Annotated in this window: 15 protein-coding genes; all 15 read right to left on the bottom strand. The window is 36.5% G+C overall.

Features of this window, described 5'->3' with window-relative positions; all coding sequences use genetic code 11:
* Nucleotides 1-11 precede the first annotated feature (11 nt).
* Entirely contained in the window at nt 12-917 is a 906-nt protein-coding gene (gene era, locus ACFOY7_RS14010; RefSeq protein WP_390252720.1) for a GTPase Era, read from the bottom strand.
* Between the two features lie 121 nt (nt 918-1,038).
* Nucleotides 1,039-1,410 (bottom strand): diacylglycerol kinase family protein, encoded by a 372-nt coding sequence (locus ACFOY7_RS14005; protein WP_390252719.1) that lies wholly within the window; start codon nt 1,408-1,410, stop codon nt 1,039-1,041.
* Nucleotides 1,388-1,852: an rRNA maturation RNase YbeY gene (ybeY, locus tag ACFOY7_RS14000; RefSeq protein ID WP_390252718.1), complete on the bottom strand. Its 465-nt coding sequence runs from the start codon at nt 1,850-1,852 to the stop codon at nt 1,388-1,390. Before ybeY ends, ACFOY7_RS14005 begins: the two co-directional genes overlap by 23 nt.
* A gap of 1 nt (nt 1,853) precedes the next feature.
* Entirely contained in the window at nt 1,854-3,986 is a 2,133-nt protein-coding gene (locus tag ACFOY7_RS13995; protein ID WP_390252717.1) for an HD family phosphohydrolase, read from the bottom strand.
* A gap of 119 nt (nt 3,987-4,105) precedes the next feature.
* A complete protein-coding gene (locus ACFOY7_RS13990; protein WP_390252716.1) occupies nt 4,106-5,056 on the bottom strand; it encodes a PhoH family protein in 951 nt (316 codons plus the stop codon).
* A gap of 2 nt (nt 5,057-5,058) precedes the next feature.
* Nucleotides 5,059-6,288 carry a sporulation protein YqfD gene (yqfD, locus tag ACFOY7_RS13985; RefSeq protein WP_390252715.1) on the bottom strand — a complete coding sequence of 410 codons (1,230 nt, stop codon included), beginning with the start codon at nt 6,286-6,288 and terminating at the stop codon, nt 5,059-5,061.
* Entirely contained in the window at nt 6,289-6,600 is a 312-nt protein-coding gene (yqfC, locus tag ACFOY7_RS13980; RefSeq protein ID WP_390252714.1) for a sporulation protein YqfC, read from the bottom strand. It abuts the gene before it with no gap.
* 296 nt (nt 6,601-6,896) lie between these two features.
* The gene (locus ACFOY7_RS13975; RefSeq protein ID WP_390252713.1) at nt 6,897-7,358 is read right to left on the bottom strand and encodes a hypothetical protein; all 462 of its coding nucleotides are present in this window, start codon (nt 7,356-7,358) and stop codon (nt 6,897-6,899) included.
* A 66-nt stretch (nt 7,359-7,424) separates the two neighbouring features.
* Entirely contained in the window at nt 7,425-8,420 is a 996-nt protein-coding gene (gene floA / locus ACFOY7_RS13970; RefSeq protein ID WP_390252712.1) for a flotillin-like protein FloA, read from the bottom strand.
* A gap of 19 nt (nt 8,421-8,439) precedes the next feature.
* Complete coding sequence (locus ACFOY7_RS13965) at nt 8,440-9,723, bottom strand: NfeD family protein (protein WP_390254108.1); 1,284 nt, start codon at nt 9,721-9,723, stop codon at nt 8,440-8,442.
* A gap of 319 nt (nt 9,724-10,042) precedes the next feature.
* Nucleotides 10,043-10,489: a GatB/YqeY domain-containing protein gene (locus ACFOY7_RS13960; RefSeq protein WP_390252711.1), complete on the bottom strand. Its 447-nt coding sequence runs from the start codon at nt 10,487-10,489 to the stop codon at nt 10,043-10,045.
* A 17-nt stretch (nt 10,490-10,506) separates the two neighbouring features.
* Nucleotides 10,507-10,683: a 30S ribosomal protein S21 gene (rpsU, locus tag ACFOY7_RS13955; protein ID WP_018931586.1), complete on the bottom strand. Its 177-nt coding sequence runs from the start codon at nt 10,681-10,683 to the stop codon at nt 10,507-10,509.
* 118 nt (nt 10,684-10,801) lie between these two features.
* On the bottom strand, nt 10,802-11,476 hold the full coding sequence (gene deoC / locus ACFOY7_RS13950; RefSeq protein WP_390252710.1) for a deoxyribose-phosphate aldolase: 675 nt from the start codon (nt 11,474-11,476) through the stop codon (nt 10,802-10,804).
* Between the two features lie 86 nt (nt 11,477-11,562).
* Nucleotides 11,563-12,900, bottom strand: coding sequence for a tRNA (N(6)-L-threonylcarbamoyladenosine(37)-C(2))-methylthiotransferase MtaB (gene mtaB / locus ACFOY7_RS13945; RefSeq protein ID WP_390252709.1), 1,338 nt, complete (start codon nt 12,898-12,900; stop codon nt 11,563-11,565).
* A 4-nt stretch (nt 12,901-12,904) separates the two neighbouring features.
* On the bottom strand, nt 12,905-13,657 hold the full coding sequence (locus ACFOY7_RS13940; RefSeq protein ID WP_390252708.1) for a 16S rRNA (uracil(1498)-N(3))-methyltransferase: 753 nt from the start codon (nt 13,655-13,657) through the stop codon (nt 12,905-12,907).
* Nucleotides 13,658-13,660: the final 3 nt, after the last annotated feature.

Here is a 13,660-nt window from a genome sequence, read left to right as displayed (position 1 = left end):
ACAGAAACAACCTAGTATTCGTCTTGCTTAAAGCCAAGTTCATATAAATGATGGGGTTTATTTCGCCAATTTTCTTGTACTTTTACCCACAATTCAAGAAATACTTTGGAACCGAGTAATCCTTCAATATCCTGGCGTGCTCTTTTGCCAATTTCCTTTAGCATTTGTCCCTGTTTGCCAATAATGATTCCTTTTTGAGACTTTCGCTCAACAATGATACTTGCCTGTACAAGCAATTTATCATTCTCGCCTCTATTACTTATCTGGTCAATAACTACAGCAACTGAATGGGGTATCTCTTCCCTTGTTAAGTGAAGAACTTTTTCTCTTATTAATTCTGAGATAATAAAACGTTCAGGATGGTCTGTAATTTGATCATCCGGATAGAATTGAGGACCTTCTGGTAAGAAATCTGTAAAAACATCCATCAGATGTTCCACATTATTTCCTTCTAGTGCAGAAATTGGGAGAATTTCCTGAAACGGATACTTGTCCTTATATTGCTGTATAAGCGGCAATAATTCATCAGGTGTTACAAGATCAATTTTATTGATAACTAAGAAAACTGGTGTCTTATTTGATTGAAGCCGATCAATAATATACTGATCACCACGTCCGTAACCTTCATCTGCATTAATCATAAACATTATGGCATCAACTTCATTTAACGTATTCTCAGCGATTTTTACCATAAAATCCCCAAGTTTATGTTTCGGTTTATGAATACCAGGTGTATCGATAAACACAATTTGCTTATCATTATCCGTATAGACACCCTGTATTTTATTTCTCGTTGTTTGTGCTTTATCACTCATGATTGCTATTTTTTGTCCGATTACTCGATTCATAAAAGTAGACTTTCCTACATTTGGTCTGCCAATAATTGCTACAAATCCTGATTTAAATGTTTTTTCCATTGATGTTCCTCCGTTTTTCATGTTGCTTTGTATATGTATATCATACAATAAAATTTACTCCATTTCATACTTTCGACAAAACTAGTGGTAATGTTTTTACATATATGATAATTTGCTAAAATTAATCTATCCAGTGAGGAAGAAAGATAAAACAGCCAATAATAACAGCAAATATGGCTGTAACTAAAACTGCTCCCGCTGCAAGATCCTTTGCAAGGCCGATTGCTGCTTTTTTGTTTGGTTCCAGGTAATTTAAAGCAGTTTCTACCGCTGTGTTCAGTACTTCCATACTTATTACGGCACTGCATGTTAAACAAAGAACCGCCCACTCAATCGAAGATAGCTTTGTTAATATACCAAGAATAAAAACAATGATCATTGCAATCAAATGTATTTTCACATTTCTTTCGCTTTTTATTGCATATAATAACCCGTTCCATGCATATTTAAACCCGAAATAAAAGCGTCCTTTATCTCGATAATCCGAAGCCATTTAAGATCTCCTCTTGTCTGCCAAACATCTTTTTTTCATCTGCTTCTTCCATATGGTCGTAACCTAGCAAATGTAAAAAGCCATGCAATGCCAAAAAGCCAAGTTCTCTTGACAATGAGTGATTGTAATCTTTAGCTTGTTCTTCCGCTTTATCGATAGAGATAATAATATCTCCAAGAATAACAGGTATTTCCTCTCCTGCTATCGCCATTTCACCTTCACTCTCTTCTTCTAATGCGAATGATAAGACATCTGTCGGTTTATCTAAATCTCTATATTGTTTGTTCAAGTGCTGAATTTCTGTATTATCAACAAATGTGACGGAAAGCTCTGCTAAACCTGACACAGATTCCGCCTTGGCCGCATATAATAATAAATCCTCTATCTGCTCGATCTGATCACTAGAAATTTTATTCGTTTCATCAATAAAATCAATTTCCATACTACTTAGCCTCCTTCATGTTTTCTGTTTTAGGGTATTGAATTCTTGAATGGTATATTCCTTTTAATGTTTCACATATCACATTTTTCATTTGTTCTAACTCCATGAAAGTTAGTGTGCTATCATTTAACTGACCATCTAACATACGGTCCTGGAAAATAGAAGAGACGATTTTCTCAATCTCTTTCTGGTCAGGATTAGACAAAGATCTGACTGCAGCTTCAATCGAATCACAAATAGAAACAACAGCTGCCTCTTTTGTAGCAGGCTTAGGACCGGCATATCTAAAATCCTCTTCTTTTACATTGTCATTCTTATCTTTTGCTTTGTAATAAAAATACTTAAGCAATGTTGTACCATGGTGCTGTAATGCAATGTCTATAATTTCCTGAGGGAGCTTTTCTTTTTTTAATAAGTTTGCTCCATCTATCGGATGTTGCAAAATAATGTCAGCACTTTGATATGGATCCAAATAGTCATGAGGATTCTTCATTCCCATTTGGTTTTCAATGAAATAGTGTGGTCTGACTGTTTTACCAAGGTCATGATAATATGCAGCAACTCGTGCTAATAATCCGTTAGCGCCAATCGCCTCACATGAAGCTTCACTCAAATTGGCTACCATAATACTATGATGGTAGGTTCCAGGTGCTTCAATTAATAACTTTCGCAATAAAGGCTGATTTGGACTGGATAATGTTAATAATTTGGAATCAGATAATATACCCAGCCCTGATTCAAAGAAGGGAAGCATGCCGACAGTTAATACTGTTGCAATAATTGCTGATAAAAATCCATAACTGCCAAACAATAAATAGTCAGACCAGTCATATTTCTCGAATGATAATAATAAAAATAGGTATACAGTAATGGCGTTCATCAAGGCAACGCCCACTCCTGTTTTAACAATAGCAGCTTTATCTTTCACTATTGCCAAGAAATAAATACTAACTAACTGTGTAATCAGAAAATAGATTCCAACTTCCATATTAAGCAGTCCTGGAATATTCGCATTAAATACTACACTGCCCACAACTGCATAAATAATCGAAAACACAATGGCCATTCTTTCTTTAATTAGTATCTTTAATAACATGGATACAGTGGCAATTGGTGTAATAAAATATAAAGGGTTAACTGTTGTGACGTAAAAACTGATTACTTTCATTACACCGACAATTACTCCACTCATCACAATTATCGCCACTAATTTTCTGGTTGTATAGGAAGAATTGCTTGTATGATTGAGTTCTAAAAAAACCACCATTCCTAACAGTAACATTAGAATTAATAGACCAATTAGCGGAAAGATGTTTCTTTTCTCATTCAACAACCCAGTAATCTCTAATTCTTCATATAACTCATTAGTGATTACTTGTCCTTCTTCTACGATTAGTTCACCGGCTCTGATGAGCACAGGTTCAACCCCTTCTCTGGCTTGTTTTTGTGCTTCATTTGTTTGATCAGCCGAGAAAAAGGAATTTGGTTCAACTCCATATTCTATCAGTGGTTTTAGCGATTGAACAAATGAATAATCCAGTGTTGAATAGCTTAATTTTTGCTCAATGCTGCTAATAACCTGCTGTTCCTCTTCCACTTTTATCCCTGTGTGAAAAGCGTCATATAAGGAAGATGTTAGTAATTCTTTTGCCAGTAAACGGTCACTTGCTTCTGCTTCAAACAATGCAATAAAAACAGCAGAATTCATTTCTCTCACCGAATCTTCTTCGACTAATTGTTTCAAATAGGCTACCTTATCGTTCACGGTTACTGTCGTCTTGGACAATACTTCCTTTAAATCTTCTGATTCAATCTTCTCTATTACTTCAAAAATCTCGTTAACTGCCATTACTTGTTCCTCTGTTACATTTGATGAGATTTCATAATGGTCTTCTACAGACTGAACAGCCTCTCTGATTCTTCTTTCCGTTTCCTTTGTATTTTCGATTGTAATAGGGGATCGTATCGCTTCCTTAGCTGTCGAAAATTTCTCAATATCATATGTTTCCATATATACATTTGTATATGTCAATGAGAAAAAAATGACAGTACATAATACGGCTGTCATCAGGTAACGCAACCAATCATGGCGGAAGTAGTGTGTTAATTTTTGGATGATACGATCTTTGTTCATTACAATCCCTCATTTTTTAAAGACAAGGTTCAATTTTACAAAAACCGGCTTTATCACCAAGTTACATAGTGCAGTGCCTTTTATAGTATGAACCAGTGTCCTTATCTCAATTTATATAATTATTCATATGCTTCAATGATTTTTTGAACTATTGGATGTCTCACAACATCTGCTTGTGATAAATGAACGAAGCTAATCCCCTTCATATTACCTAACTTATCTTTTGCTTCAACTAACCCAGAATAAACACCTTTCGGTAAATCGATTTGTGTTACATCACCTGTAATAACCATTTTTGATCCGAAACCTAGCCGTGTTAGAAACATCTTCATTTGTGCGGCTGTTGTATTTTGTGCTTCATCCAATATAACAAACGCATCATCTAGTGTTCGGCCCCTCATATATGCTAATGGCGCGATTTCAATTGTCCCGCGCTCAATTAATCGCATTGTATGTTCAGTTCCCAGCACATCATGTAATGCATCGTACAATGGGCGCAAATACGGATCAACTTTTTCTTTCAGATCACCTGGCAGAAAACCTAAACTTTCACCAGCTTCCACTGCAGGTCTTGTTAAAATTATGCGTTTTACTTTCCCGCTTTTTAATGCTTGTATAGCCATAACAACAGCTAAATAGGTTTTTCCGGTTCCGGCCGGTCCAATACCAAAAACAAGATCATTCTGTTTTAAAGCCTGTAAGTAATTACGTTGACCTAAAGTCTTTACACGAATGGATTTCCCTTTTGCTGTTTTTGTAATTTCGTCTTCAAATAATGTTGCTAGCTGGTCAATCTTTCCTCTTTTCGCCAACTCAACCGCATAAATAACATCACGCTCAGAGATAGGAATTCCTTTACGAATAATGGTAAGTAAACCATTTAATACTTCATCAACGATAATTATATCTGAATCGCTACCTGAAACACTAATCTGTTCCCCTCTGGAAACAATGGATACAGCTAACTGTTCTTCTAATTGTTTTAAATGTCTATCCTCTGTACCGAATAAATCTAGTCCTTCATTTGCATTTTCTAATTGTAGATCAATAACTTTTAAATCTTCTGGCATAATCAGTCTCCTTGAGTTAATGGTTGTCGCTTCGTTATATCTTCTAATACAGTATAATATATGGTTAATTTTACTTTACCATTCTCTTCCCTTTCGTGCAAAACTTTTTCATCTTCTATTTTTGCATTTAATGGAATCATTTGTTTTAGCCTTCGAACTGCTTGTTCTTTAGCCAACGATTTAGCTGCTTCAATAGTTCTTTCTTCTAGAATTTCTTCTTTTTCTAAAATTGTTTGTTTTACATAACTGACAGGCAGCTTCCAGTTAAGAAAATAAAACTCCTTTTCTTCCGTTTCCATTTGTACCTCTTTATAGCTAGGGTTTCGGAAATTCCAAACCGGTATCAAGAAATCAAATACATTAAAGTAATGTTTAACAGAACTTTCACCTGTCAGGACATCATAACTATCTTTTACAGGGATTGTAATGGTACTTCGATACCACACCTTTGCAATCACTTCCCCTTTAGCGATAAGGGGCGATTGCTTATCGGTTTCTTTCTTTTCTTCTTTTTCTTCATCCCCTTCGACCTCCTTATCATTCAAGTAGGCAGATATTAGTATATCCCCTTTTTCTACCACATCGTTTACTTTGACTAGTGGTTGTCCTTTTTCTGCGTATATATCAACAATTACCCCTTCTTTTGTTGCAACAAGATGGCCTGGAACCCCCTCTTCCTCTATATCAACTCGCGTTTTCTCTACCCCTTCTAGATGATAGGCTGTCCCATTTTTCGTTACACCAATCCACAATAATTCCGGAATATCTTTGATTAGCTGGTTCTGGATATCGCCTGGTGATTCAATATTCCATTGAAAATTCCCTGGTGATACACCATAACTGTCTAATTGTTCAAAAACTTTATTTTCTAATTCTTCATCCAGACCGACAACATTTACCCTCCAAACCATATTCGATAATAAAAAAATAAAACACACTGCTATCATAAATCCAATCAGAAGTGGTTTTTGATATAACGTATGTTTTAATAAAAAAGGAAATCCTTGTTTTGCTTCAAAGTAGATTTTATGAATTGTTTTTCTTTTTATCTTTCTTAATTTTGATAAGTCCTTAAGATCAATATCCCCTACACAGGTAGTACGGTCCATTTTTTTTATATCCCATACATGAATTCCATTCCTTGTACATAAATCAAAAAATAACTCTGGATAGTCTCCAATTACTTTAATTGTTATTGTTCCCGAGAACCAATTTTTCTTTTTATAAAACATTTAACCTTTCCCTCCGATTTCGGTTTTAACACTTTCATCATGAAAGGTTATATCCTTTATTTTTCCTTCTAATAAGATTTCCTGACCTACCATCATTTTTAAAACAAAATCAGAACCATTGATTCGCACATAGCCTTGGTGTACTTTCAGTAGTAATTCATCTGTCTGAAAAATGACTAAGCCTTGATGGTTTTCTATATAAAAATGAATGGAGCCAATCATTGTAATTCGGGGGAGCTCCAGCATAACTTCAGAAGGAAGATCAAATGTTTTTGTTATCATTCTGGTTAGTTTTTCTTTCCATTGTGCCAACAGACTTCGCCCCCTTCTCCAACATTGTATGACCAAGACAAGGGGTATATGCCAGAAAAACAAAGCCAAGATATTCAATAAATGATAATTGTAGCATATGGGTATACGTTTACTGATTCTGTTTTCATTAACTTACAAATATAAAAAATTCTTTTGACTCAGCGATAATCTTGAACTTGCTATATTAGAACATTAGTGAGTGCAATTGAAGGAAACACATTACTGTATATGTAGAAACCATTGAGCAGAGAATTTGAAATACAAAAGACCGCAGATTTTGATCTGCGGTCAAATTATTAATAAGATCTTTTTTTGTATGCACGGGGTTTTCCAAGGACTTCTGCCATGATAATTCCCTGGGCTACGCCTTTTCTGGTTAAATTGTTTTTGATCGATAATTCTGGCTGTTTCTTATTCACTTGCTTTTTCCCTTTGAGAATCGGTGAATTATCTAACATTTCCTGTTGCTTCTTTGTAATAGATTCTGACCTTTGAATGCTTTGTTTCAAACGCTCCATTTGCTGCTTTTTCTGATCCTGGAAACTTGTTTGATCTATATCTTCAGCATAAGCAGGCTGCATCTCTTTGGTTGGATCAGGTTCATGGTTTACCTGTCCAGTGTCATTAGTATTTGTCTGAGGAAACTTTCTAACAGGTTTTGGCTTAGATTGATCTTCTTCATTTTTAGAATTAAACATTCCCGTTATCCAAAGAATAACACCAATGATTGGTATAAGAAAACCTAATAAATCTTCCATAGTACTCTTCCTTTCTAGCAAATAAAAGAGATTTGCTGCCAGGATTTTTGTTCGTTCATTTTAGCATTACTTCTCTTCATCTTCATCAGATTCACTAAGTTTACCGATGGCATCACGCATATCCGTATCAGCATCAATGTTTTTATAATTCATATAATCCATTACACCCATTTTGCCTGACCGTAATGCTTCAGCAAGTGCTTGTGGAACTTCTGCCTCTGCCTCAACCACCTTCGCACGCATTTCCTGAACTTTGGCAACCATTTCCTGCTCTTGGGCAACCGCCATTGCACGTCGCTCTTCGGCTTTCGCCTGAGCGATATTTTTATCTGCTTCTGCTTGATCTGTTTGCAGAATGGCACCAATGTTTTTACCGATATCTACATCAGCAATATCAATTGAAAGAATTTCAAAGGCAGTACCAGCATCTAGACCACGGTCTAAAACATTATGAGAGATTGAATCAGGGTTTTCAAGTACCTCTGTATGGGCTTTTGCACTACCAATTGTACTTACTACTCCTTCCCCAACACGGGCAATGATTGTATCCTCACCAGCACCACCGACTAATCTGTCGATATTTGCTCGAACAGTAATTCTCGCTTTTGCTTTCACCTCAATACCATCCATTGAGATACCTGCAATAAATGGTGTTTCGATTACTTTCGGGTTAACACTCATTTGAACTGCCTCTAAAACGTCACGTCCTGCTAAATCAATCGCGGCACAACGTTCGAAGCTTAACTCAATATTCGCTCTTTGTGCAGCTATAAGTGCATTTACTACACGGTCAACATTACCACCTGCTAAAAAGTGGCTCTCCAATTGATTTGTAGTTACATCAATACCAGCTTTATGTGCCTTAATTAATGGATTAATTACTCGTGACGGCACTACCCTTCTTAGTCGCATCCCAATTAATGTGAAGATACTTACTCTAACTCCTGCTGCTAAGGCACTAATCCATAGCATTACTGGGATAAATGTAAATAGTACTGCAACTACGATAACAATTAGCCCAATTAATATAATCGGAAACAATCCTTCAAAATCTGTTGGCATAATTCTTCCTCCTAATTATTTAAATTTCTCTAACTACTATACGTGATCCTTCCACCTTAATAATTTCTACAGCCTGGTTCACGTTAATATAACCACCCTCAGACACGACATCTAACCGCTCAGATCCAAATTCAGCAGTTCCTGATGGTCTTAATGGGGTAACAGTCACTCCTTTTTGCTCAAGGAGATCAGTTCGATTAATTGTCGATACATACCCCTTCTCAGTGGATGTAGCATCGTTTAAAATAATATGGCGTAAAAACCCTTTCTCTAACCCTATTGTTTTGAATAGGATAATAGAAACAATTATGGCTGAAATAAGAGCAATAGCAATACTCATTGTCATATGACCAGCATCATTCGTTGACATAAATAAAGCAGCTACTATTGCTCCTACACCAATGAAGCCGATAATTCCTCCAGGGGCAAATATTTCAACAATGATCAAAACAAACCCTAATACCAAAAGCACAATTGCCTCATATCCTGCTAAACCAGCAACAATATGCCCGTAAAAATATAAGATTAATGAGACAATACCAATCGAACCAGGTATACCAAATCCAGGTGAATATAACTCGACAACTAATCCTATACTTGCAAGAGAAAGTAGAATTGGAACTACTACTGGATCTGTTAATAACCGTGCGATTCCTTCAGCAGCAGTCGGTTCTAATTCGACTACTTCTGCTTCAGACAGTGATAACATAGTTAAGAGTTCTGTTCGATGGTCAGCAATAGCCTCAGCATAACCTACTTCTACTGCAGAGTCAGGTCCTAATGTTAGGAAATCACCTTCAGGTGCCCCATATTCCGGCAAATCGACATCAGGATTAGCCATTGCTTCTGCGTATAATGGATCTCGTCCTTTGGAGCTTGCTGCACTCTTCATACTCGTAATCCAAGCAGATTGAGCCTTTTTTTCGGCAGCATTCCCATCAGATGTAATAACACCGCTTGCTCCCATACTTGCTTGTGGCTTCATATAGATATTATCCGTATTTAACGCAATATATGACCCTGCCGACAATGCTTTAACAGTAATAAAAGAAGATGTTTCAATCTCCAAGTCTTGTAATATCTCCCCAATATTCTCAGCAGCATCAACACGGCCGCCTGGTGTATTGATTTCAAAAATGATGTGGTTAGCATTTGCTTCCATTGCTTCCTTTGTTGTTCTGCGAATAAATGCCTCTAAACCGCGCTCCACAGTATTTTCAATTGGAATAACATATACAAGCTTTCCATCCCCTTGCTCTGCATGAACAGTGGTACTTGTCGGGAGAAATAGAAGGGCTGTCATAAGGAGAAGACCTAACAAAATAAGTGAATTTTTGATCACAATTTGCACTTATTCCCCTCCTTTCTATATTAATTTTATGTACAATAAGGTATACGGATAAAAAAGAATTAGGTTTCATTTTTTTCTGCTGAGAATAGTTTATCATAATGAAGGTAATAAAGGAAATGTTTGAAGTGATTTTTAATCTACACCAAATTCATCCTTGCCTAACTTCCCCGAATAAATATTGGCAGTTTAACGGATAATAAAAACCCTTAGCGAGTGCTAAGGGTTTTTATATTATATTGTGATAGTAAAGGAATCAATCTATTCTTTTCATTTACTGTAAATGTTTTTGAACGAATTGGTTCACTCTTGCACCTTCTGCCTTTCCTTTTACCTTTGGCATAAGAGCACTCATCACTTTTCCCATATCTTTTTTTGATTCTGCTTGAACTTCTTCGATCGTTTGAACAACTATTTGCTCTAATTCTTCATCAGATAATTGTTCCGGCATATAAGCTTGTATGACTTTAATTTCTTCTTCTAACTTGCTTACAAGATCTTCGCGTCCAGCTTCTTTAAATTCGTGGAGGGAATCTTTTCTTTGTTTCAGCTCTCGGGCTAAAACAGTTAATTCTTCTTCTTCTGACAATGCATCTTTCTTCAATTTAATGGCTTCATTTTGTATCGATGCTTTGACCATTCTAATTACACCAAGTTTTACTTTATCTTTGTCCTTCATCGCCTGTTTCATATCCTGGTTCAAAAGTTCAATGATTGCCATTATTCACTACACCCTCTTTAAAATTTACGCTTTCTAGCTGCCTCAGATTTCTTCTTACGGCGAACACTAGGTTTTTCATAAAATTCACGCTTACGATATTCAGATAGTGTACCAGACTTTGATACACTACGTTTAAAGCGACGAAGAGCATCTTCAAGTGACTCGTTTTTACGAACGCGAGTTGTGTTAGACATGCTAATTTCCCTCCCTCCGAAGCATACAACAAAATTAATCTGACATATGTAACCATACATATGTCTCCATGCAATTATAATATACGAATTATTCTAGGTCAACAGTTTTATGCATTCTTTAATAATCTGTGTCAGTTTCCAGTCCATTTATAATAGAAATACCTGCACTTGCACCAATTCTTGTGGCACCTGCTTCTAGCATTTGCTGCATTGTGTCTAAGTCTTTCACACCGCCAGATGCTTTAACTTCTAGGTCCGGACCAACTGTCTCAAACATTAATTTAACATCAGCTACAGTTGCTCCACCACCAGCAAAACCTGTCGATGTTTTCACAAAATCAGCCCCGGCATTTTGAGCTAGACGACATGCGCGAATCTTTTCATCATCTGTTAATAATGTTGTTTCGATAATTACTTTCACGATTGCGTTATCTCCAGCAGCTTTGACTACCGATCTAATGTCTTTTTCAACATAATCATCATCACCAGATTTTAAGGAACCTATTGCGATGACCATATCTATTTCCTTCGCCCCATCTTGTATTGCTTGTTTTGTTTCAAAAGCTTTTGTTTCCGATGAAGTAGCTCCAAGCGGAAAACCAATTACTGTACAAACTTTTACATCAGTATCTTTTAAGACACCATAAGCGTGTTTTACCCATTGCGGATTGATGCATACGGAAGCAAATCCGTACTCTTTAGCTTCATTTAAAATACGGTCAATTTGCTCTTTATTCGCGTCTGGCTTTAATAACGTATGGTCAATAGCTTTTGCTAGATATTTTTTATTCATTCTTTTCACTCCTTTTAATAAATTTCTACTGCAAGAATAGCACGAGTAGCAAAGAAAAACCACAGTGTAGACTGTGGCCCTTAAAATCAGACTTGTAATGCTAGATCATCCATTACACGGACAAATTTCCCTTCATTGTACGGATAACCTGCATTGGTAATTTTCACTCGAACAATCTCGCCAATCATATCTTGCGTTCCTTCAAACTTCACTTTTAAATAGTTATCAGAGTAACCCACTAACATGTGAGGATTCTCTTCATCAGCTGTTTCCTCAGGAATCACTTCAATCACTTGATCTTCAAATTGTTTAGCATAAGCTAACGCTTGTTCATTAGATAGATTAATTAATTGTTGAACACGCTCATTTTTGACATCTTCATCTACTTGGTTATCCATTCTGGCAGCAGGTGTTCCTGTTCGTCTGGAGAATGGGAATACGTGCAATTCTGAATAGCCAATTTCTTTGATAAAGTCTACGGTTTCCTTGAATTCCTCATCAGTTTCACCAGGGAAACCAACAATAACGTCTGAGGTGATTGCTAATTTTGGCAGTGCTTGCTGAATCTTCTCCACACGTTTGCGGTAAAAATCCGTCGAATACTTCCGGCGCATTCGTTCTAACACTGTATCAGAACCTGCCTGTAATGGAATATGAAGATGTGGAACAACTTTTTCCGATTGATCCAAGACTTCAATAACTTCATCAGTAATTTGACTAGCTTCAATTGAAGAAATACGAATTCGTTTTAGTCCATCTACTTTTGACTCTAAGTCTCTTAATAGTTGAGCAAAATTATAGTCCTTCATATCTTCGCCGTAACCAGCTGTATGGATACCTGTAAGGACAACTTCTTTATAGCCTGCATCGACAAGCTGTTGTGCTTGCTTCAACACATTTTCGGGTTCTCTTGAACGTAATAAACCTCTTGACCATGGAATTATACAGAAAGTACAGAAATTATTACATCCTTCTTGAATTTTTAGTGATGCACGTGTTCTGTCAGTAAATGCCGGTACATCCATTTCTTCAAACACACGGTTTTTCATAATGTTAGAAACGCCATTAATCGGCTGACGGTGTTCTTGATGCTCTTCAATATATTGAATCATTTTGCCGCGATCTTGTGTGCCGACAACGATATCAACACCTGGTATCTCCATAATTTCACCTGGAGATGTTTGCGCATAACATCCAGTTACACATACGATCCCCTCTGGATTACTTCTGATCGCCCTTCGGATAACTTGCCTGCTCTTTTTATCACCAGTATTTGTTACTGTACATGTGTTAATAACATAAACATCTGCATGGTGATCGAACTCTACACGTTCATAACCTTTATTTTTAAATTTTTGCCAAATACCTTCTGTTTCATAGTGATTTACTTTACAACCTAATGTATGAAATGCAACTGTAGGCATTTGATCACCTCATTTCTTCAAAGTAGTAAGATAAGCTAGATAAGACGTAAAGCGGTGCTGTTTCTGTACGCAGAATTCTTGGACCAAGTCTGATCGCTTGAAAAGAAGCAGCCAGTAGCTGCTCAACTTCATTTAAGGAAAATCCTCCCTCAGGTCCAATACAGACGAATACACTGTCGCCTTCATTTATTTTTGCAAAATAATCATGTAATTTTTTACTTTGACGATTTCTCGCTTCATCTTCGAAGGCGAAAAACTTCCATTCATAGTTTTTACTTTCTTCTAGTAAAGCAGAGAAAGAAAGCACTCCATCTACTGATGGAATTTTATTCCGATGGGATTGTTCGCTCGCTTCTTTTACAATCTTTTCCCATCTGGCAAATTTCTTATTCACTTTTTTGTCATCCCATTTTACAACGGACCGCTCTGCTTGAAATGCAATCATTCGAGAAACGCCTAACTCTGTCGACTTTTGCAATATGAACTCCCATTTATCACCTTTGGGCAATCCTTGGGCAATTGTAATGGAAATAGGTGAATCTGTATTACTTTCCAGCCATTCTATTATTTTCACAACTACCGTTGTAGTATCTATTTTTTCGATTTTACAGTGGGCGACTTTGCCATTCGGATGATTACACAATATTTCTGAGTCAATATCCATTCTCATCACATTGGTAATGTGGTGATAATCGTCCCCAGTTATTGCAATATAGCCATCCTGCCAATTATCTTCATCTATAAAATACCGCTGCATTGC

Source organism: Gracilibacillus xinjiangensis, assembly GCF_042651765.1.
GTDB lineage: Bacteria > Bacillota > Bacilli > Bacillales > Amphibacillaceae > Gracilibacillus > Gracilibacillus xinjiangensis.
This window is presented reverse-complemented; position numbering and strand designations above follow the sequence as displayed.